Consider the following 20,728-nt stretch of genomic DNA (forward strand, 5'->3'; position numbering starts at 1 on the left):
GATGGAATGGTGCGGGCACCATGACTGAGGAGAAACGCAGTCAGAACAGAAATTTATCCGGAACTCTGGTACACCACGAAGTGCATTTCCTCACAGCTTTAAAACTTTCAATCGTCTCATCTGTTTTGCGGAGTGGTATGATACCATGACTAAGGAGAGACAAAGCCAAAGGAGTCATTCATCCGGAACTCTCATGGATCACGCAGTGCTTTTCCAAATACCTCAACAACGATCAATCGTCTCGTCTGTTTTGCCGAGTGGTATGACTAGGAGCTTTTATCATCGGGCCGGTCGTATCCCCCTCGGTAGACGCCGAGCGTGCGGCCTCCATTGGTTTTAGGCTGAGCCGAGTAAAAGGCGTACACTTTAATCAGGCCCGGAACAGGCCGGATGGAATCCTGAATCGCAATTTTTTTATCCTTGGCGCCTTTTGCGAAAAAAACCACCCTCTGACCACGCTTCCCCTTAGGCAAATTCAGGCTTTTTTTAGTATGAGCCGCCATCGTAAAAGGTTTTTGTTTTCCTACCTGCATCCTTACACTTTGGTCAGATGTGTTCACCAGAAGCAATCGGGTATCTCCCTGTTCTGACCAGTTTAAAGGAACCGCTGTTAACTTGGGTGACGATCTCCAACGGTTTGAGCCTTTCCCCTGAGGCGTAAGAAACACCAAAGTTTGCGTATTCGGTTTTAAGGCCGGCATCCGAACCAGAGCATCACCACCGCTTTGACCATCCAGCTTACGGTACAGGCTAAATTCTTTCATCGCGGGGACCTTCGACAAACCCACTTGATTGTTGAATCCGATCGCCAAACTGGTCCACTTTTTTTCGCCCTCTATGGTTTTACGGTAATAGGCTTGGCTTGGGGGTGCGGCAAACTCAGGGACGTCCAGCATGATTGCCTGCCCCCCGGGGCCTCCTCCTTTCGGTCCACCGGCAGTGGGATCGACTGACTTTTCCATTTCCGCCATTTTCGCTCGGATTTTTTCTTTATCCTTCTCGTTTGGCATCCGATAGCGTCTGATGGGCTTCGGCCCCAAGGCAATCAATCCGAGTTTGGGCTGCTCCAACCCCTCCTTCGGTTTTTTCTCGCTGGGAACCTCGGGCGCGGCTTCTTGAGCCAAAGCAACACCACAGCAAAAGAGCGCGGCAAGGATCCCTGATAGAGTAAATGTATTCATGAAATGATCTATTAAACTTCGTTCGTGGACAACCACCTCAAGGACTTGATTTTAAACTGACGCCCAAATTGCTTGTTTCTCTCGGTCAGCTGCGACTGGTCGATCTCACCTGTGGCGTAATCCATCTGGATGGCGGGGTCCGTTGGTAAATTACCACCGCCTGAAGGCTTCCCGACCATCACGGGCTCGACATAATCCGGCATTCTGCAAATAACAGCCTCCAGATAAGCCACCGCCTTCACCGTATCTCCTTCACGCGATTCTCCATAACAGCGAATCGTAAAACTATCCCCACGAACGGTCATGGATGGAGCCAGAGGCTCAAGAATATCTGCTTGTGTCAAAAATCCGGGTGCCCCCCAGGCTTTTGATTCATCGAGGTATTTGGAATAATCCAATTTGAACTCCTCCTTATTATTATCATTCTCGGCAAAGGTTCTTCTCTTCCAAACACCTTGGGTAAATTCATCGTTCAAATCGACCTGCTCGATGGCAGCTTCAATCGTACCCTTACGCGAACGAATGTCTGGATTACCTCCAATTGCAGGCATCAGGCGTCGGTTCACCATATCAGCCAATGAAACAAAGGGCCCTCTGGCTTTGACTTGAATCACGATGGCCTCCGCAAGTTCTGCCAATTCATCGTCACTCAGCGTTCTTCCTCCGAGCCAGGCATCCTTTTGATTCGGGTTGGCGGATGCGGTCGTCGCAGTCCCCCCCGGCTCGTCCAACCTTGAAAAGACAGACAGGCCGTCACCTCCAAGCGTTCCTCCATCCGGTTTTTCACGCTCCACGCTCCGAATTCCGGAAAGGAATGCCGTCCACGCTGGAATCGACGTGGAATTGACGTTGAATGCCGCCTTATTTTTCAATGTGTATGCGGCGTGCCAGAAGGCGAATTGCATTCCGGCGCTCTGCGACAACAAGGACTCAAGTTCGGAACGAGGGACGATCGTATCCTGATTCGCCGTGTACCGGGGGTTCCACAAATTGTCAGAATCCAAGGCCTCATTCACAAAGGCATTCCCGCCACTGTTCATTTTCAAACCAGATAAGAAGAAATGGTCCCACAGTCCTTGGTTTGTTTCATAAGCAATGTCATAGGCCAACATCTCTTCGCGGGTGGAGATGCTCTTTCCATTGATCGTCACATTTTCAGCCTGTCCCGCAATCTGCAGCAATCCATCCGATTGAGGCATCCATGTCCTCGGTCCGTATTGATATTTAAACGGGCTGACTCCCCCCACAAGATAGTCCCACTGGGACGGAACATCCGAAGTGCTCAGATCCTCACCCGCATCAGGGTGGGCCGATGCATCAAATGGAGCATGCAGATCCACCAGGGACGAACCGACGATATAACTTGGATGCCACGAATAAGGACTCAATTGAGCGTGCCTGAGTTTCCCCAGGGACAATGCTCCATAGTCGGCGTTCGGCATATCAAAGAGTGCCGCTCCTGTCATACCGGGAAAATTGCTAGCAGCACCAAATGGAAACTTCGCATACTGGTTTCGATCGTTCAAACCGGGCAAATCATAGGCATCCCGCGGAGCGGCAGGAGAAAAGGAGTTCAACCAGGCCCCGGAACTGGTCACATACCACTCCCATGCACAGATCGATGCCGGTGAGCGCGAGCTGAGATGAGGCCGCACATTCCAGTTGGCAATGATCGCCGGGTTGAATGCGATATGGTCCGGAGTTTTCCAGCGAGCAACCCTCAAAGGTGGCGCATTCCCTTCGGTTGACGATTCGTCGAACCACAAAAGCTTGGATCCGATTTGATGCACGTCCGGTGCGTTCTTGGTTGGATTGACCTCAAAGGCCTGCAACTTACCAAACTGGTTGCCAGATGCGCTTTGGCTGTTCCCCCACCACCAAGCGTAATACCAAAATGAATATGTATGAGCCCCCCCATTACCACCATTGATCAGTTGGATAGTTGGATACTGGGAACTCTCGGAAATCTCCTTGGCTGTCAAGGCCTGGACACCTCCACTGTTGGGAGATTTAAGGGCAAAGTTAAAATTATCATAAGCTATCACCCAAGGTTCGTAACGCTCCACCTCCTCCAACCTGAACTCATTCAACATACTGGCTGGTATGGTAACGGTGTATGTCTCATTTTTACCATCGCCATTACGGTCCTCATTGTATTGGTAATAAGGAAGCCGTTCCACCTCATGATAAAAATGGTCCTCCCCCTGAGGAACATCTGGGCTCAATCGGTTCTGAGAGATATTGCGTGGATCATAACGCCCGAGCGTAATCCCTCCAGCCGTTTTTCCGGAGCTCGGAGATGGGGAATACACCAGACAGTCACCAGCTGGAATCACGGTAGGCTCCAAAGTAAATCCAAGGAAGCGGCTCGCAGGGAACAGTCCGGTTTCTGAATCCAAATCCCTAAAATTAACCGCTCTACAATGGTGTTTGAACACACCTCCCCATTTCTGCAAATTTGAATCCGATGGGTATTTCTGTTTGAGCCGGTTGCGCTCTGTATCCGAAATTTTAAAATCAAAATTGCCTCCCGACCAGAAAAAGTTAGGCATCAGCACCACCATTTCGGGCACTTTGATATCCACGTTGTAGGGGTTCCACATACAAACCCTGGGCACGATGTGCGTCTGAATACGGTTGTTGGTCTCGGCTCCGGAAAGCCCGAAATAATAATGGAATCTGGCATCTGTCATTACGGGGAAATGCTTGGGATACTTGGCGGCCCAATCCTTGGCTCTAAACGTATATCCATCATTTTCATCGCCCCTCCACCTGAGCACCGGCCTACGCCGCATTGCCGAGGAATCTACCGAGGTATCAATTTCGATTTCCCCACTCGCCATACCAGATAAGTATTTTTGTTTCCCCCAATAGCGCAGGGCGTCGAATGAAGGCCCATGAGCCAAGTGTCGGGGACCGGGGATAATCGGGTAATTACTTGAAAAGTCATGGGCGGCCGTTGTTGGCGAGGGGGAGGCATAGTTGACGGTCGTTTGTGATGGCTCTCCGAACAGCAAAGGTGTCAGATCCTTCTTCAAGCCACCATATACCGGGTTGGTAAACAAGCCCGCGCCGTCGATCGTAAAATGGTTAAAATCCTGACCGAGAGCCACCCTCACATCGTCCACATTCGAAACACTGAGTGGTGTATTCCCATATGAAACAATCAACTTCCCGCTGTTTTCAATCGATTCGTCAAAATCTGCATAGGCACCATAATCAGCCCCTTTACTCTCCGCCAAACCTGCCAACTTATCCGTCTGACTGGCAGCCAGACTTACCCGGTCCTCCGTGGTTTCATTAGGCACCACAATGGATGCCTTCTGGTTATTATCCATGACCGTCCATGCATAAGCCCCCATGGTCTGCCCATTGTCAGTTTCAATTTTTTGAACCAGAATTTTCTCCCGATCATAACGGGTACTATCCAAACCGTCCCCCAGAGTCCCCCGTCCTAGCAGAGTGACAACCTCATCATCACCATCAGACAAGGCCAATTTATGCGCATTGGTCTTGTCGCCTTGAAAACTGGCAAGCCACGTCAGACGTAGATTATTTCTCCATGCGTTGTTACGATATTGAGGATCGGAAAACCGAAGATCTTTATAATAATCCCTCGTGCTATACACTGACTCTCCCGTCTCCGAACTATCTTTTCCAATCATCGGATACCCCTCATCGTTCGTATTTTTCCAAACCCCCAGAAGGTTCGGATTATTCAAACCCTCAATACGATCGGTGAAGGGGTTGGCATCAAGAATCGAAGCGTTGGCCGTCATCCTTTGGTCTGCCCCTGCGTATTTTTGCAATTCCCCAATGGCAAGCATCAAAGCCATTCTTGCATTCGCCCGAGCTGCCTCACGATGAAATATATGACTCGACTGCCTAACCTCAATCGTCGACATCGAAAGCATTGCCAAGGCAATCATTACCAGTAATACCATCACAGAAATGGTAGCCACCAGAGCAAATCCCCGATGATAAGAACTCCATCCCATACGCATTGTTTTACTATTTTTCATGTGTGTGTTGTCGGACAATATGACATACGAAATCCTAACTTCCAATTACAAAGCAAATACATTTCTCTGCCACTTTTGACAATTCCCTTACCCTTCACCGCGTTTCATGTCACAATCGTGAAAATGAATTTGCGGAAAAAAGCTCCTTTCAGAGGCAAAAGCTCCTTTCAGAGCCCTGTTCATGACAAGATGTAGATGCTATTTTCGTTTATACATTCCAAACGATCTGGCAACCAGACATCAAAGATGTGACATCTTTCAGATCCCGCCCATGCGCAACGTCAAAAGGCCGGTCCACCATGAGGCAGGACCATCCCCTGGGATCAGATGCCCAACAACGACCGGTAAAGCCAGAGGCCAGCTCAACTTAGCGGATATTCTCAAAAAACTGGGAAGCCACAGGGCGGCCTTCCCGGCGAGAAACGGAGCAGGAAATATTCATTCTCTTTCCTGCCATCCCTGCTAATTGACGCCTGAAAGCCGGGCGTCTTCGTTCCTCATGGGTGTACCATAAAGCCAAGGTTTTGACCTTCTCTTCATCGAGAACACCTTGTAGGACATGCCATGATTGGGGCTCCAAGGTTTTAACAAGCTCATCACCCAAGTGAATCTCCAAAGGCAAAGTTGAAACGTTGACCACTCGAAGCGACCCGGAAGGAAACACATCCAACCCGTCAGGAACAATGAAGAGCGAGGGGGCCATCCAGGATTTTTTTTCCTCATTTTGGGTCAGAAACAAACTATACGCCCCCCCTTTCTCCGGCATCCTTACCGAGGTATACGTCTCCGTCTTTCCCTTCATTAATCGGAAAGCCGACGACGTAAAAACATAACGCGGCGATGGAACATTCAGCCTCAACTTCACATCCTGAGAAGAGCTGCCAGCCATCAAGCTCAAGGCGGAAGGTAGTGCTGCTTCCGGGCGTCTCGCATGCACTTGCATTTCCTCATCATCACCCTCCCAATAAGCATCAGATCGCTCGCCAACAGCGATCATCGACAACTTGTATTCGACTTTTTGCGGAGGGTCCTGGGGAGCTTCTTCCTGAGCCCACACCCAAGCAAGTGAGATCAAACAAACCAAGGCCCCTAACACACATACTCTATTTTTCATGACGATTTCCAGACTTCCGTTCCATTATGAACTGGAGGCCTGAAGGGTGTCACTCTTTTTTTTGGGCACCTCAGGTTTTGGCAAAGGCTTGGCCGTCAAAAATAGCTGGGATAACAAAGGTCTCGAACGCTTCGGAACGTAAGTGCAGGCAATATTCAGTCGCTGATCATCTTGATAGTTCAACGCTCTACGAAAGGCGGGAACTTTCCGCCCCTTGTGGGTATACCACAAACTAATCACTTCTGGCTGTTTTGCATTCAGCGCTTTTTTAATGACCACACTCTTTCTGGGAGCCAAATGCCCCAGCACCTTTTTGCCCTTTTGAATATAAACCGGGCGGTCAGCGAGGTTCACCACTCTCACAGCCCCTTTGGGAAAACGGGCCTCGGAATCAGATAGGATCAAACGCTGGGGCTCTTTCCAAGTTTTGTGCTTGGGCTGACGGGCCATAAAAACCGTGTATTCTCCAATCACCGGAGGCAGCTGAGCCGAAGTGTATTTTTTGTAACTGATATCCTCTCCAGATTGCAAGCGGGCACTCAAATCACATTTGGAGGTCCGCAACTGCACACGCTCAGTCGGCACATTCAATGCCAACATCAAGCGCTTGCGCTTCTCCTCACCGGAAGCCACGCCAGACTGTTTTTTACCCGTAGCAATAAAAATATCTCTGGGTGGAGCCGCCCCAGGGTCATGGGCAAACACTTTCATATCCGGGCCGTCACCAACCCAATAAGCATCCGAACGTGCCCCCACCACCACAAAAGAGACCTCATACGCCGGCTTCTCCTCATCTGATTTACTCTGAGCCACCCGAGGACACACCAAGCCGATCAATACCAGCAGGCTCCATATCCATTTCTTACCTTTCATCATCGTAGTCTAATCTGTTTTTTTGTCTTCTCAAGTTTCGACGATCACGTCCTAGACCTCGGCGGGGGAAAGCCAACGGAATTTGGTAACCTTGAATTGGCGGCCAAAACGTAAATTCACTCCGGACAAGCCCTCGTCGCCACCTCCCGAAACCCGGTTCAGCTCCCATTCGTGATTTGTCTCATTATAAACCCGGACCGGCTCAATCGCTTGATCACTAGTGTCGACATACTCGGGCACACGCTGGACCACGGCTTCACAGTAAGCCCTCGCCATGACCCGGACTCCACTGGCATCCCTGGCTTCACCATAGGCACGAACGGTAAAGGTATCTCCACGAGCCGTCAGCGATGGGGCCAAAACGGTCAGCAGATCGCCCTGACTGAAATAACCAGGTAGCCCAGCCGTTTTATAATCCACCCTGTTCACTACCGTGATCAGCTGCTGGGTATCCTCAATGGTTCTGTCAGAATCGTATCCGCCATAACTCTGCTTCAAATTGGTATTGATCCCAGCCTGATCAATGGCAGCCTGCATCGCTCCCTGATAGTTTTGCTCAGGAATCTCATTCAACCGGCGGTTGACGAAATCAGCCAAGGAAAGATAGGGGCCTCGCTCCTTAACCTGTTTGACAAGCTCTTCCGCCAGGCGTTCCACTTCAGACTCCGTCAGACTACGGAATCCATTCCATGCTTTTTCCTCCACCACACTGGAGATTGAGGATGAGCCCCCCTCTCCGGGAAGCAGACTGCGCGTGATGGGAGAGTTTCCGGACCCTCCACTACCATCACTAGCCAGGTTCGGATGGTCTTTGTCCTGCAAACTCAGCAAATAGGCTTTCCAAACCTCCTTACTGTCACAGTTCACATTCAAAGCTCCATGATTCATCAAAAACTCGGCCGAATGATAAAAGGCATACTCCGGCTCACTCTGCAGTTTTTGTATCGTCTGATCTACAGTCTTGGTTTCCGTCGCCCTGGGCAGGTAATGGGACACGGGCAGAGGGGTCAATCCATCCCAAGAAACGGAGCGGTTGTCTTTACTTCCCGAATGAGGGATACCCGACAACATATAGCCATCCCAAAACGAATGATTCAATTCGTAGGCGATATCATAGATCACCACCTCGTCACCGTGTTTATTGGTCGATGTGGAATCAGACGCCGCACTCTGCATCACGTTGGTCGCATTATACGTGCCGTTCCCCCAATTGGACGAACTGCTGGACCAGCGGGCTGGATCCGTCACGATAAAAGGTGAGCTGCACCCTTGCTGCTTGGTGTTATCTCTCAATGCTGTCGCATCCAGATCACTCTGGGTGGTCGAATAGCTCGAGCCCAAAATAAACGAGGGATGCCAAGCAAGGTACGAATACTGGGCATGCTGGAACTGCCCCAAAGAAAACAGACCAATATCTCGACGCGGAACATCATACAGTACGATTTCGGTCGGGTATCCATCCGAAGGGCGCCCGATAGGAGACGGAGGGAAAAATGATTTCAGCTCTTCCGGGTCGGTTGGTTGCCGGAAATAGAGATGGCTATTCAGGTTGGGAATTTGCCACCCCCGCTGAACCCTCACCCCCAGAGCACTGGGGTGGTTGAGTATACCGCCTCGCAAGTTAGTCGTAGCAATAAGCGGTGTAGTCAAACGGCTAGGCTCAGACTTGTAGTGGCTCACCGTCGTGCTTTCGGCTGACTCATCGTACCACTGCATCCGAATTCCACGGCGCCACAAGCGAGGTGGAAGCCGATCGGCTGGCCACTGACTCATATCGCGGAAATACAAAGTTCCGTTCGCAGCGTGCTGGGAGTGCTGAGCCGCATACCATTTTCCGTAACGGGCCTCCGCATTGTTTTGAGCCAGAAAATGGCCAATGGTTTCATAGTCATCACTGCTCGTCAGCGACTGGATCGATACCGAACCCGAAGCATTCGATTTGGACTGCAGAACCATGTATTCATCCGATGCCAACTCATACCAGCCAAAGAAATTGTTTGAGTTTCCACTGAAGCCGTAACTCTTATTCATGTTATCCGTTGTCTCGGCATCCGTCAGTTGCGTATTGCTGTCCCAGAAAAAGTTATCCGAACTGGGGGCGCTATCCGGAGTCAGCACATTGCTGGCAAAATCCATAGGGTCATATCTCCGCCCCCTTCCAGCGACCAAACTTCCTTTGGAATTCTGCATGTCCGGGCTGAACACCTTGCACTCACCTGGTCCCAACGTGACGGGCACCGTAACAAAGCCGGGAAACGACCAACCAGGATTGCCGTGAGCCCCCTTGGACATCCCAATCAAACTGGCATAATAAATTCGAAAACTTGTATCACGGTAATGGAAACCTCCGTAATATGGAGTATTGGTCAACATCACGTAACGGCGCTCCTCGAGGGTAACATTATATGGGTTCCAGAGAATCAAGCGTGGAAAAATATGTGTCCGCAAAAACTCCGTCGTCCCTTGTTTATAGGGTGAAAAGTCCCAACCAAGTGAGGATTCCACCACTATCGGCTGCAGATAATTTGCATCCACATTGGTCAAATCCCGTCGTTTCAGAGCCAGCGAGCGGGAAAAATTCTGACGAAAGGTATTCTCTGGAATTTGAGGAGCGATGGTCACGTTGCCCGACCCTCCGGATGCACGGAATCGCATATCAGCCCAATCCTTCAACACCCCAAAGCGAGGAGACGTCATATTGTGGTGAGCCCCTTTGATGATAGGCGTCGATAATGTTAGCTCCGGCAGATTCAAATTGGCCTCATCCGTGGATGGGCTCATATCCCCATTTTCGATAAACGCCGTTAAATCTTGCTTCAAGCCTCCGTTCATCGTGTTCGCAAATACCGCCGCTGAGTCTCCGGTTACGGTGTGGTAAGCCTGCTTCAGCCCATCAATATCCAAGCCGTTGAACAACAATCTCGAGGTGTCATATGTCAAACCTTTGTCCAACTCATCGGATTCCATCGCGCTATGCCCGGCAAAGGGAGCTATACCATTGACCTGCAGCTTATCCAAATTGGGGGTTTGCGCGACACTCGACCCATACACATCATCCTGATTAGACGAAGCCGCACTGTTGCCATCCTTGCTAAACGGATTCGACCGATTATAGAGCAACTTGGTACTATTATCCGAAACCCAGTAAGCGTAACGTGAGCCTGCAACATCAACCAGAGGCACCCGGACATCGTTGTTAGAATCGCCAGCATCCAAAATCAACACGCTGTCATCACTGGGAATCGACTTCCCAGGGTCATATTCATCACTGCCACTGACCAAATGCGCCACCGCTTGAGGTTTTTGACCCTCTCGATTATCCGTCAAATACAACTCATGCTCATGGTTTGCCACCACATAATCCCCCGAAATCGCGGTCGACTGCTCCAAATTCTCATCTGGGCGAGTTTTAAAAACCGAAACCCAGTGAGGGTGCTGCACCGAACTACTCAAGACTGAGGCCTTTGCGGTTACCCGGGTATCCGGCCCCACATGTTTCTGCAAATCCCCGATAGCCATCATCAAGGCCATGCGGGCATTAGCGCGAGCTTCCTGCTGATAGTTCGTGCTCGTAGATTGCCTCAGCTCAATGGTTGACAAGGACAGCATTGCCAACGCAATCATTACCAGTAATACCATCACAGAGATCGTTGCAACCAAGGCAAACCCCTGACCTCCGCAGCTCCGTTTCGCATCCATCATTATTCGTGTTTTCATGTGTGTTAAAGTCAGTATACTACACGCTCACCCATCTTCCAAATACAAAGTAAATACATATTTTGTATTCAATCGTCAATTTCCACCAAAACCTCTTTTTTAATACCAAAGCGTAGCCCGCACATAGTAATGACGCAAATCCCGATAACGTTATCATTTATTTTGAATAAATGTCTCCATAGGATCGTTCTGACACTGTCTGCTACCTTTCCTGTCAATCATCATCAATCAGACCGCTTAAACTCTTACACTCAACATTTCATAGCCTTGAGGCTCGACTCACCGTCGATTAGGACAGATTCCAAGCACAACACGACATGCATTTATCTACATATTTTTCCCTATCGTTATTTTTATCAACCTAAGCCTGCCACGAGTATCATCTCCTACCTGCACTATAGGCTCAGGATGAGATGCCATAAGGCATCATCCCCCCGCACATCACCATGAAAATCAACTGGTCCAAGTTTAAACCACCCTTATACGAATGAGGAAAAGCAGCTGGTAGAATTTTCGAGTAGATTTTGTTCTTTATCAAGGAACGTTGAAGGAATGGTGCGGGCACCATGACTAAGGAGAAACAAAGCCAAAGGAGTCATTCATCCGGAACTCTCATGGATCACGCAGTGCTTTTCCACATACCTCAACAACGATCAATCGTCTCGTCTGTTTTGCGGAGTGGCATGACACAGAGAAAGAGCCAAAGCTACCGAAATCTTTTCCCTGCGAAGCCAATCGTTAAACTAGATCACCTCAAATTCTACCAGATAGTTTTTTGAGTTGGTATTAACATCCGTTGCCCAGCTACCTACTGGTGGTCATACAAAGGAGGCAGGCAAGCCCCATCTGCAGCCACCTCAAAAAAACTTCTACTCCGTCTTTGGAGCGATCGCCTAGACGCGATCAATCCGCACTGGCCTCTTTCAGGTCACGCTTGAGAGCAGGTGGTAACTCGGGAAGCTCTACAGGCTCACGAATCACCATCACACCCTGCTTCACTCCGTTTGGCTTTTTATTCAAAAGGTCTTGCACCACAACAACATAACGGATCTCGTCGCTATATCTAAAGGACTTACGGGCAACCTGCTTCTTAAGAACCCCATCTTCAAAAATCAAGCGCATCGCACGATTCTCGTCAATACGTTTGGACAAAATGCGTTGACCTGGTCGCAGCTCCATCGTCTTATCCGCCCCATCTTTCATCTGTATCGGAGCCTTTGACATATTCAACAGATACACATGACCCGCTGGAATTTTTGACGGTGAGAGATCGACCGTGTGAACGCGGTAATCTTTCCAAGAATAGGTTGTCCCAAGCTTTTTCAACATCACCAAGAGATGATTACTAGCCTCTGGAACCCGAATCTTATGTAAAGGTGACATCCTGGCGGGGTCAATTTTCCCACCCCCTTGCTTTCGCTTGCTGAGCTGAATACTCTCCCGTTTAAGCACACAAAACCTTGGATTCAGACTTCCGGGGGTCAGAAGAATCGGACGCATCATCTTTCCCCGCTTGTCAACACTGACAAAAACCGGCCGCGGAGGATAATGGGCAAGATTTTCCGGCTTCATGATGGGAATCGCACTAATCCGAGGACCCGCACCTCGCCCTTTGCTGGATTCGGAACCCTCTTCCTCCGGCTCGTCGTCCTCGGAACGGTAAAGACTGTATTCTGGTGGAGGAGACTCACCAATCGCAAGCACCCTCAACGACAAAGGCTGAGGCTGAGGCTTAGCCCCTTCGGCATTCACCAACAAGGGGGTCAAGCCCACCATCATGGCGCAAACAATACATAAAATGGGTCTCATCTTCATGAAGTCGTCAAATCACTAAGCTCACTCTTGTTCAACCAGCGAAAATCAATCAACTGGAATGTCCGGCCAAACCTACGATTCAATGCCGACGTCAAAAACTCTTCACTGGTCTCGGGCAGATCCCCTTGCTTACCTCCCGGCGATCCTCCTTTATCATCGACATAAGCATACTGCCGCTGAACCGTGGCCGACGCCCATGCCCGGGCTTGAACAATACCGTTTTCCGAACTGTCGCCATAGACCGTAATCGTAAATGTATCTCCGCGTGAAGAAATCACTGGGTCGATCTTGGTAAGGATATCCGCCTGTTCGACAAAATTCGGAGCCATCTGCATCCTCTCCTCGCCATTGTGCCTCCAGTAACTTTGATCACCGATAATGGTCACATCCGGCGAAGGTGAGTTGTGTAAATCCTCAGCGTACTGGTTGATTTCCGTATCATCCAGAGCCGCTTGAAGTGCTCCACTAAGTCCTAGTTTACTTTCATCGTCCTCACTGGTGGGACCGAATGCCAAGCCCGGATCAGATGCCAGGTCTCCATCCGAGGGAGCCTCTGTCAGCCTGCGGTTGATAAAATCGGAAACCGAAATAAAGGGAGCCCGGCGTTTCACCTGCTCAACAATCGCCAGACTCAACTCCTCAATCTGGTAATCGCTCAAACTGCGAAAGCTGTCCCAGTTACTCTGATCGTAGGAGTCTTTCGGCTCCTCGGCCTTGCCCACTGGCTGCGAATGCCGCGGATACGGGGTGGAATCAGCATCAGCAACCTCACCCTTTCCAGTCAGCAGTCGAGCGCCTCGCATGGATTTCAGCATCAGGCTCCAAACTTCCGGGTCTGTGCAGTTCACGTTAAACGAACCATTAATATAAAGACATCGGGCCGCATAATGCAAATCCGTCAAATGCCCTTGCTCCGCAGCCCCCTCGTGAGAAGACAAGCTCAACCTCGGGTTAGGGAGTGTCTCGTCACGGTTCCAGATCTTGGACTCAAAGGCCTGATTAAAATCCGCTATCCCCGAAAGAAAATAAGCATCATACAATGCATGGTTGTATTCATAAGAAAAATCATACGCGTCATAGTTCTCATAATACGTATTTTCATCATTATGATACTCCCAAAGCATGGATTTATTGTGGTGCTTGCCACAGCGGATAAAGGCATTCCGGTATTGCTCCATACTCGCGGCACTGGCGTGACGAGGCGCATAGATGGGAGCCGACGAAGAACCGACGATGTAGGAAGGGGCATGCTGCTTGGTCGTCATGCTGGCATGCCTCAAGGAGGTCATCGAAAGCAGAGGCACATCCGGCTTCGGTATTTCAAACAAAGGCATGGACATCGCCGAGCTGTTGTCGTTCCAGAAATAAGGGTTCATCTTGTATTTGCCATCATCCCACATCGCGGCATTGTAACTATTACTCATGCAAAGCGCATCATCACCAGCCGATCCAGTCCAGGGCATGGCAAAGATATCATGGGCATTGGTCCAGCCATACGGCCCGAAAATGTAGCGGTTCCCGGCTTTGCCCTGATACGGGATCGGATGAAAATGACTGTAAGCACCTCGGATATTGTATTGCCTCAACATCGGAAATGCGCAGTCCTTTCCTCCCACAGCAGCCGTAGCTGACTGGGTCGGTGAATCTTTCATCAATCGATAACCCATCCACCAATAGCGGAACACTTCATGGTCGATGGATTGGCCGATGACATCCTGAACCGAGCTGAGCTGATACGTTCGATTGACACTTGGCCAGATACCAAGGTTACCTCGAAGATAAGCATAGGCTTCGATCGCTTGTAACAATTCAAGGTTATTACCACGTTCATCAGCGTAATGGCCTGAAAAAGCCTGATTCATTTTATACAGTTTCGCAACGCGGTGAGGCTTATTTCCCCAATCCCAAAAACATGGATAATGGGCACTCGGCACATAGATACGCATGGATAACAAATTATCCGTATTTTTAATCTCAGCTCCCGCTTGCAAACCGGATTTACACGGCATCCAGAAACAAGTCATTTCTTCAGGATCACTTTCCGGGCTCAAAACCAGATTGGAACCGACACCTTCCGACGGCCAATAAAACCTCGCCGCTTTTCCATTGGCAATCCGTTCACTGCCCGAACTCCGGTCCGGAGAAAACAAGAGGGTTTCACCCGGAGCAATGTCCGGGCAACTGACACGAAACACAAAATCCCGATCGGTAGCAAAGGGCATGCCGGCATGAGTATTTGCCGAAGCCTGGGTTCCCAATCCCTGATATGAAAAGACCTTCTCCTCACCATCCCGAATCACCCTGAGATCCGCCTTGTAACGTTTCGAACCCCAACGCGCCGTCACACTAACGATATAATCCTGACCACGCAGCGTTACATCATAAGGGTTGTAGAGTTCCACCCTCGGAAAAAACAAATACACTGCCATTTCTTTCTCTTTGGAATAGGCGACATAGGGAAACACCGCTGCTTTTGTCAGCACCGGATGCACGCCCTGTTTGATTCGCTCGGTTGTCACCGGAGCAGGTTGTGCGGTATTGGTATCATGGATCGCGGTAGGGCTACTTTCTTCAGACCGACTACTGATCGCACCTGCACTTACTTCCTCACGCAGGCTGGCATAGTCCTGTAAAACACCAAAAGTCGGAGAAGTATATCGGAAGCGATCTCGGTCCAGAATAGGGTCTTTTTTCTGCATTCCTTGCAAAAATCCCTCTCCTTTGTCGGCATAACTTCCATAATCCTCGATAAAAGCAGAAAGGTTTTTCTTAGTGCCTCCTGTCTGGGGATTGGTCAGCAGGCCCATCGACATGTAAGTCAGAGAGTCCTTAATCTTCTGCAATGCATCCCCACTCCCAACAATCTGCCCGTCCAGCAAAGCAAGAGACATGGTGCTCAGCATCTTGGCCTTTTCCTCTTCCGTCGGATCCACACCATTCAGCTCATCAATCGTATCCACCGGTGTCTGCAACGGAACCAAGGATTCAGCGATACTCTTATCCTGCGTGGCAATCTTTGCCTTATCCGCAAACGGATTCAATGTGTTGAAGGTATACTTCTGAGCGTTATCCGAAACCCTCCAGGCAAAATGTCCGTTACCCACCTGGGTCGAAGGAATCCTAATATCCATTTCTCCTTCACGTCCCAGATATACCATCTGACTGCCATAACTATCCATAGGATCAAAATCCTCGCCACTAACAAGCCACCGCAAAACCTCCGTCGAGCGATCCCATTCGTCCTTGACCCGGCTATCCACAAGAAATTGTTCACCAGAATCATTCAGCACGTCATCGGTTTGAATCAAATAACGCCCGTCTTCATCAGCTGTCGACCAGACCCCGAGCGTGTAAGGGTAGATAACGCCGTCCATCTCAGGAGTAATCGGATCCGTATCCAGAATGGAGGCATTGGCCGTCACCCGCTGATCTTGTCCGGCATATTTTTGGAGCTCCCCCAAAGCAATCATCAAGGCCATCCGGGCATTTGCCTTAGCGATCGACTGATGCTTTGCCGATATCGAACTCCTCAACTCCAGAGTGGATAAACTCAACATCGCCAGGGCAATCATAACCAGCAACACCATCACCGATATCGTAGCCACCAAGGCAAAACCCGAACCACAGCATCTTCGATCCACAGCCTCCATCATTGCTTGATTTTTCATATCAGTTGTTCTCTACCTTTGCTAAAGCTTAAATTATTGCAAGCACAAAGTAAATACGTCAGAGTCTTATTTTTCTAAGCCAGTTCTTACTGAACCACACACCTAAAAACATTGCATGGAGCATGGCCGGATCGCTTGCGGCAAGTCTATCTCAATAATTTGTCAATTTGTCCCAAGAGGAACAAGCCACACCTGGCGCTCATCTCAGGGTCATGGCACTTATTGATGGAGCCAGGCCGATGGACAAACTTGCGCAGCAATCACTAGTTTATGTACCGGACCATCAAAAGGTGACAGGAAATCTCAATTTAATCGAAAGCCCCCTTATTGTTCCAAATGTGAAACGAAACACTTCAAAGGGCACAATTCACACACTAAAATCTGGTTCTTAAAGAAAGAAAATGGCGAAAATCGAAGCCGAGGCAACCCAAATAAACCTCTTAGACTCAAAGGTTAAGGATTCAGTCCAATCAGACAACACGGTGTGTCCTTTCTCCTCAGCAGGAACCGATCGACACCACTCCAGATACCACTCCATAGAAAGGGATTACCGCTTCTTGAAGTTCGGCTGATGCAGGTAACAATCCCACTCGCGAACACCTGTTTCACCCCAAGAAAACAAGATAGGCACCACGAATCTGCGCTATTTTCAGCATCGCTTTTTGCCTCAGCGTATTGTAAATCACATCCATGACTCACCTTGAAGTAGCCACTCAGGCCGCCCGCCAGGCCGGAGCCTTTTTAAAAGAACACTTCGGCCAAGCTCTCGAAGTCGATGAAGCCAAGCACCACGACATCAAACTTGCGCTCGACCGCGAGAGCCAGGACCTCATCACCCGGGTATTACTCACCGCTTTCCCCGATCACGCACTGTATGGAGAAGAAGGGCTCGCAGGCAATCAGGATAGTGATTACCAATGGATCGTCGATCCCATCGACGGCACGGTAAACTATTTTTACGGTATCCCCCACTACTGTGTCTCCATTGCCCTGCGACACAAAGGAGAGCTCATCGTCGGCGTGATCTACGACCCCAGTATGGACGATATGTGGGAGGTGGAAAAAGGAGGCCCGGCCCTACTCAACGGCAAAGCCATTCAAGTCAGCCCTCGCACCAAGCTCGAAGAGTGCGCCCTGTTTGTTGGCTGTGGAAAAGACGAAGAATCTCTCAGCACCGGCTTGGAACGCTTTCGCAAGGCTTCGCTCAAAGCACGTAAAATGCGCATGATGGGCAGCGCGGCTCTTGGAATGGCCTACATCGCCTCAGGCCGACTCGATGCCTATGTCGAATCCCGCATCTCACTCTGGGATATCGCCGCCGGCCAACTCCTCCTTGAAGCTGCAGGTGGAAAAACCGATCTCACCCCCGTTCCCGGATACTCAGATGCCTACTCGATTGTTGCCACCAACGGCAAAATCCCGATCGAAGAGATCCTTTAAATCTGACAGCCGAAACTCCGGGTCAGGCGATTCTTGCAAGATAGGGGCGACAAGTGACGTAGGTATGGATCTCCGCTACCTACAATCCATCACTTGTTACCTATGACTGCGCGCTTTGCCCTCATCCTCTTCTGCCTACTCCCCTGCCTAAGCACCCTGGCCAAGGATAAACCCAACATCGTCTTCATTCTGGCCGATGACATGAGCTACGACTCCGTCGCGGCGAACAACCCGGCATCCGGTCCACTCCAAACCCCACATATCGACAAACTCGTCAGCCAGGGTATGAACTTCACCGACGCCCATTCCGGCTCGGCAGTCTGCACCCCCACCCGCTACGGGCTACTGACAGGTCGCTACGCCTGGCGAACCCGACTCAAGCGCTCCGTTCTCTGGAATTGGGCACCCCCCTTAATCGAAAAAGAACGTCTGACCGTAGCCGAGATGTTACAACAGCAAGGGTATGCCACCGGCATGGTCGGCAAGTGGCACCTCGGACTCGACTGGTACGACAAAAACGGTAAAATAGCCAATGACCAGCTGAAAATCACCGATGCCTCTTTTCGCAAAGGAGACGCCGCCAAACGTGTCCAGGAGACCGAACAAAACATCGACTTCTCCCAGGCCATCACCGGAGGTCCCACCGACAACGGCTTCGATAGCTACTTCGGCGTCGATGTCCCCAATTTTCCACCCTATATCTGGATTGCCAACGACCGGCTCCAAGGGCTCCCGACAGCCAGCAAACCAAAGAGTATGTTTGGCTCAGCCGGCCCGATGCTCCCCGGATGGAAACTCGAAGACATCCTGCCAACGCTCGGTCGAAAATCGGTTGAATGGATTCACACCCAAAGCAAAAAGGATAAGCCGTTTTTTCTCTATCTTTCGCTGACTTCACCGCACACACCCATCGCCCCCAGTAAAACATTCCAAGGAAAAAGCGGAGTCAGCCACTACGCCGACTTTGTCATGGAAACCGACTGGGTTGTCGGCCAAGTCCTCGAGGCATTGGAACAATCCGGCACAGCCGACAACACGCTGGTGATCTTTTCCTGCGACAACGGCACCTCAGCCAAGGCCAATTTCAAACAACTCGAACAGCACGGGGTCGACCTGCACCACCACTTCAAAGGACACAAAGCCCAAATTCACGAAGGTGGACACCGCGTCCCGTTCATCGTCCGCTGGCCCGGAAAAACCCAAGCTGGTAGCCACTGCGACCAAACCATCTGCCTGAATGACTTTATGGCAACCACGGCCTCGCTGCTCGATGTCACCCTGCCTGATAATGCGGCTGAGGACAGCACCAACATCTTGCCGCTCATCACCGGACAACAGTCATCGCTACCCCAGCGTCCCCTCGTCATCAATCACGACATCCAAGGTAAGTTTGCCATCCGTAAAGGCCCGTGGAAACTGACCGGCAACAAACTTTTCCACCTGAAAAATGATCCAAAAGAAACCAGCGACGTTGCCAAGCAACACCCGGAACTGGTCAGCGAACTCAAAAAAACACTCGTGCGCTACCAACAACAGGGGCACTCACGGCATTGAGGTGAATGTTGCTCCGTCACATCTGCACCACGCGGTAAATCCATGCAGCAATCGCGGCAATCGCCAGCAACAGCAAAATCAAAAGTAAGCCGTTGCTTGCTTGGGACCGCCGTTCGTTGGCAATCTCACCTCGGCTCAACCGGTCCATAAAGGCCTCGACCCGCTTGCGATCTTCAATTTCCGAAGGCGGAGGCAAGGTGCTTATCTGCTCCACGTAAGCGGCGCGCTCCCGTTCAGGCGCCTGCTCAACATATTCTTGCAGCTTGGCAATTTCCTCCTTCAGCGCCTGCTCACGCGACTGCAGGTCACCAATGGGTGCCTTCTTCCTTCCAGATTTTGAGGCTCTGGAGGCTCTGGACTTCCGACTTACCATGGTCATCCATACGCATATCTGAACATGCGTTAGATCATGTTTATGATTCTTTTATTTCAGCAGGTAAACGATCATCGCCACGATACCGAGCAAGACCAAAGGAAAATTGTATGCAAACCCGTTACGGAACTGGGTCAGTAACTCACTCTCCTGGCGGGGGCCAGCAACGCGCTTCGGCTTTGCACCTCCGCCACCAAAGACAGAAGAACTCCGGCCACTGGAAAAATGCGCAACAGCCTGCTCATACTCGTCTTCCGCCAAATCCAGAACCGACAATGCACGACTCAGATCCTGGCGCAGGCTTTCGTTGTTCCAGCCGTCCGGGTTGAGTTGATCAATTTTCTCCAGATGATCGGCAAAACAGATCCGTGCCTGCTCCAACTCCTCGAGCTCCTGACGGGTCGCAAAAATCTCCCGGTCCATCGCAGTGATCGCAGTGTTCAGCTTTTCATTGATCTCAATCTGTCCCTGCAGAAATTCATCCTTGTGCTCGTTCAACTCCTGCAGCTCCAACTTCTGCCGCTCAACCTCCGCTTGCTGCTGCTGAAGCAATTCAAGCTGGCTCTGAGCCTCCTGCAATTTCCCGGTAAAATCCTCGGACAATGGAGCAGCTCCAGCGCCACGTGGACTCATTTCCATCTGTGTGGCTCGGACGTTGATGTGTTGTTTGTGATCAGAAGTTCTGGGCATGGTGTGACTGGGGTGAGAGTGGTTCTATCAAAAAGGACGGGCATTTTTCAGAGGATGCGAACTGGTCGCATATAACAACTCGCGCACACCCTACAAAAAAAAAGAAGCTATGGCGAGATAAATAGTTAATATTTCTTGACAAAATATCCACCAAGCGAAACGCGCCGCATTCTTTCTGAATCTTTTGGCAGGAATACGAGAAGCACCTCGAGATGTTAGATTAAACGAGACGGTAAAGCGGATTAACTCAACCGGCCTTGCCCTGCAGCTATTTCCAGTAA

General features: G+C 50.3%; 11 protein-coding genes. 2 read left to right on the forward strand and 9 right to left on the reverse strand.

Features of this window, described 5'->3' with window-relative positions:
* Window positions 1–266: 266 nt before the first annotated feature.
* The 7 genes from HW115_RS13185 to HW115_RS13215 all read right to left on the reverse strand — a co-directional run bounded on the left by HW115_RS13185 (window position 267) and on the right by HW115_RS13215 (window position 16,390).
* Window positions 267–1,181 (reverse strand): hypothetical protein, encoded by a 915-nt coding sequence (locus HW115_RS13185; protein WP_178933336.1) that lies wholly within the window; start codon window positions 1,179–1,181, stop codon window positions 267–269.
* Between the two features lie 11 nt (window positions 1,182–1,192).
* Window positions 1,193–5,203 (reverse strand): hypothetical protein, encoded by a 4,011-nt coding sequence (locus HW115_RS13190; RefSeq protein ID WP_178933337.1) that lies wholly within the window; start codon window positions 5,201–5,203, stop codon window positions 1,193–1,195.
* 367 nt (window positions 5,204–5,570) lie between these two features.
* Window positions 5,571–6,317: a hypothetical protein gene (locus tag HW115_RS13195; RefSeq protein WP_178933338.1), complete on the reverse strand. Its 747-nt coding sequence runs from the start codon at window positions 6,315–6,317 to the stop codon at window positions 5,571–5,573.
* 24 nt (window positions 6,318–6,341) lie between these two features.
* Complete coding sequence (locus HW115_RS13200; protein ID WP_178933339.1) at window positions 6,342–7,193, reverse strand: hypothetical protein; 852 nt, start codon at window positions 7,191–7,193, stop codon at window positions 6,342–6,344.
* Between the two features lie 48 nt (window positions 7,194–7,241).
* Window positions 7,242–10,907: a hypothetical protein gene (locus tag HW115_RS13205; protein WP_178933340.1), complete on the reverse strand. Its 3,666-nt coding sequence runs from the start codon at window positions 10,905–10,907 to the stop codon at window positions 7,242–7,244.
* A gap of 903 nt (window positions 10,908–11,810) precedes the next feature.
* Entirely contained in the window at window positions 11,811–12,716 is a 906-nt protein-coding gene (locus HW115_RS13210; protein WP_227021487.1) for a hypothetical protein, read from the reverse strand.
* 2 nt (window positions 12,717–12,718) lie between these two features.
* The gene (locus HW115_RS13215; protein WP_178933342.1) at window positions 12,719–16,390 is read right to left on the reverse strand and encodes a hypothetical protein; all 3,672 of its coding nucleotides are present in this window, start codon (window positions 16,388–16,390) and stop codon (window positions 12,719–12,721) included.
* A 690-nt stretch (window positions 16,391–17,080) separates the two neighbouring features.
* Here HW115_RS13215 and HW115_RS13220 point away from each other — a divergent pair.
* Both HW115_RS13220 and HW115_RS13225 read left to right on the forward strand, forming a co-directional pair.
* Window positions 17,081–17,830 carry an inositol monophosphatase family protein gene (locus HW115_RS13220; protein ID WP_178933343.1) on the forward strand — a complete coding sequence of 250 codons (750 nt, stop codon included), beginning with the start codon at window positions 17,081–17,083 and terminating at the stop codon, window positions 17,828–17,830.
* Between the two features lie 102 nt (window positions 17,831–17,932).
* Window positions 17,933–19,384, forward strand: coding sequence for a sulfatase family protein (locus tag HW115_RS13225; RefSeq protein ID WP_178933344.1), 1,452 nt, complete (start codon window positions 17,933–17,935; stop codon window positions 19,382–19,384).
* Between the two features lie 16 nt (window positions 19,385–19,400).
* Here HW115_RS13225 and HW115_RS13230 read toward each other — a convergent pair whose 3' ends face one another.
* Entirely contained in the window at window positions 19,401–19,757 is a 357-nt protein-coding gene (locus tag HW115_RS13230) for a hypothetical protein (RefSeq protein ID WP_178933345.1), read from the reverse strand.
* A gap of 51 nt (window positions 19,758–19,808) precedes the next feature.
* A complete protein-coding gene (locus HW115_RS13235; RefSeq protein ID WP_178933346.1) occupies window positions 19,809–20,447 on the reverse strand; it encodes a hypothetical protein in 639 nt (212 codons plus the stop codon).
* Window positions 20,448–20,728 lie beyond the last annotated feature (281 nt).

It is taken from the genome of Oceaniferula marina (assembly GCF_013391475.1).
Taxonomy (GTDB): domain Bacteria; phylum Verrucomicrobiota; class Verrucomicrobiia; order Verrucomicrobiales; family Akkermansiaceae; genus Oceaniferula; species Oceaniferula marina.

Coding starts and splice junctions, on each gene's coding strand:
- HW115_RS13185 (WP_178933336.1), bottom strand. CDS start 1,181: ATGAATACATTTACTCTATCAGGGATCCTTGCCGCGCTCTTTTGCTGT.
- HW115_RS13190 (WP_178933337.1), bottom strand. CDS start 5,203: ATGAAAAATAGTAAAACAATGCGTATGGGATGGAGTTCTTATCATCGG.
- HW115_RS13195 (WP_178933338.1), bottom strand. CDS start 6,317: ATGAAAAATAGAGTATGTGTGTTAGGGGCCTTGGTTTGTTTGATCTCA.
- HW115_RS13200 (WP_178933339.1), bottom strand. CDS start 7,193: ATGATGAAAGGTAAGAAATGGATATGGAGCCTGCTGGTATTGATCGGC.
- HW115_RS13205 (WP_178933340.1), bottom strand. CDS start 10,907: ATGAAAACACGAATAATGATGGATGCGAAACGGAGCTGCGGAGGTCAG.
- HW115_RS13210 (WP_227021487.1), bottom strand. CDS start 12,716: ATGAGACCCATTTTATGTATTGTTTGCGCCATGATGGTGGGCTTGACC.
- HW115_RS13215 (WP_178933342.1), bottom strand. CDS start 16,390: ATGAAAAATCAAGCAATGATGGAGGCTGTGGATCGAAGATGCTGTGGT.
- HW115_RS13220 (WP_178933343.1), top strand. CDS start 17,081: ATGACTCACCTTGAAGTAGCCACTCAGGCCGCCCGCCAGGCCGGAGCC.
- HW115_RS13225 (WP_178933344.1), top strand. CDS start 17,933: ATGACTGCGCGCTTTGCCCTCATCCTCTTCTGCCTACTCCCCTGCCTA.
- HW115_RS13230 (WP_178933345.1), bottom strand. CDS start 19,757: ATGGTAAGTCGGAAGTCCAGAGCCTCCAGAGCCTCAAAATCTGGAAGG.
- HW115_RS13235 (WP_178933346.1), bottom strand. CDS start 20,447: ATGCCCAGAACTTCTGATCACAAACAACACATCAACGTCCGAGCCACA.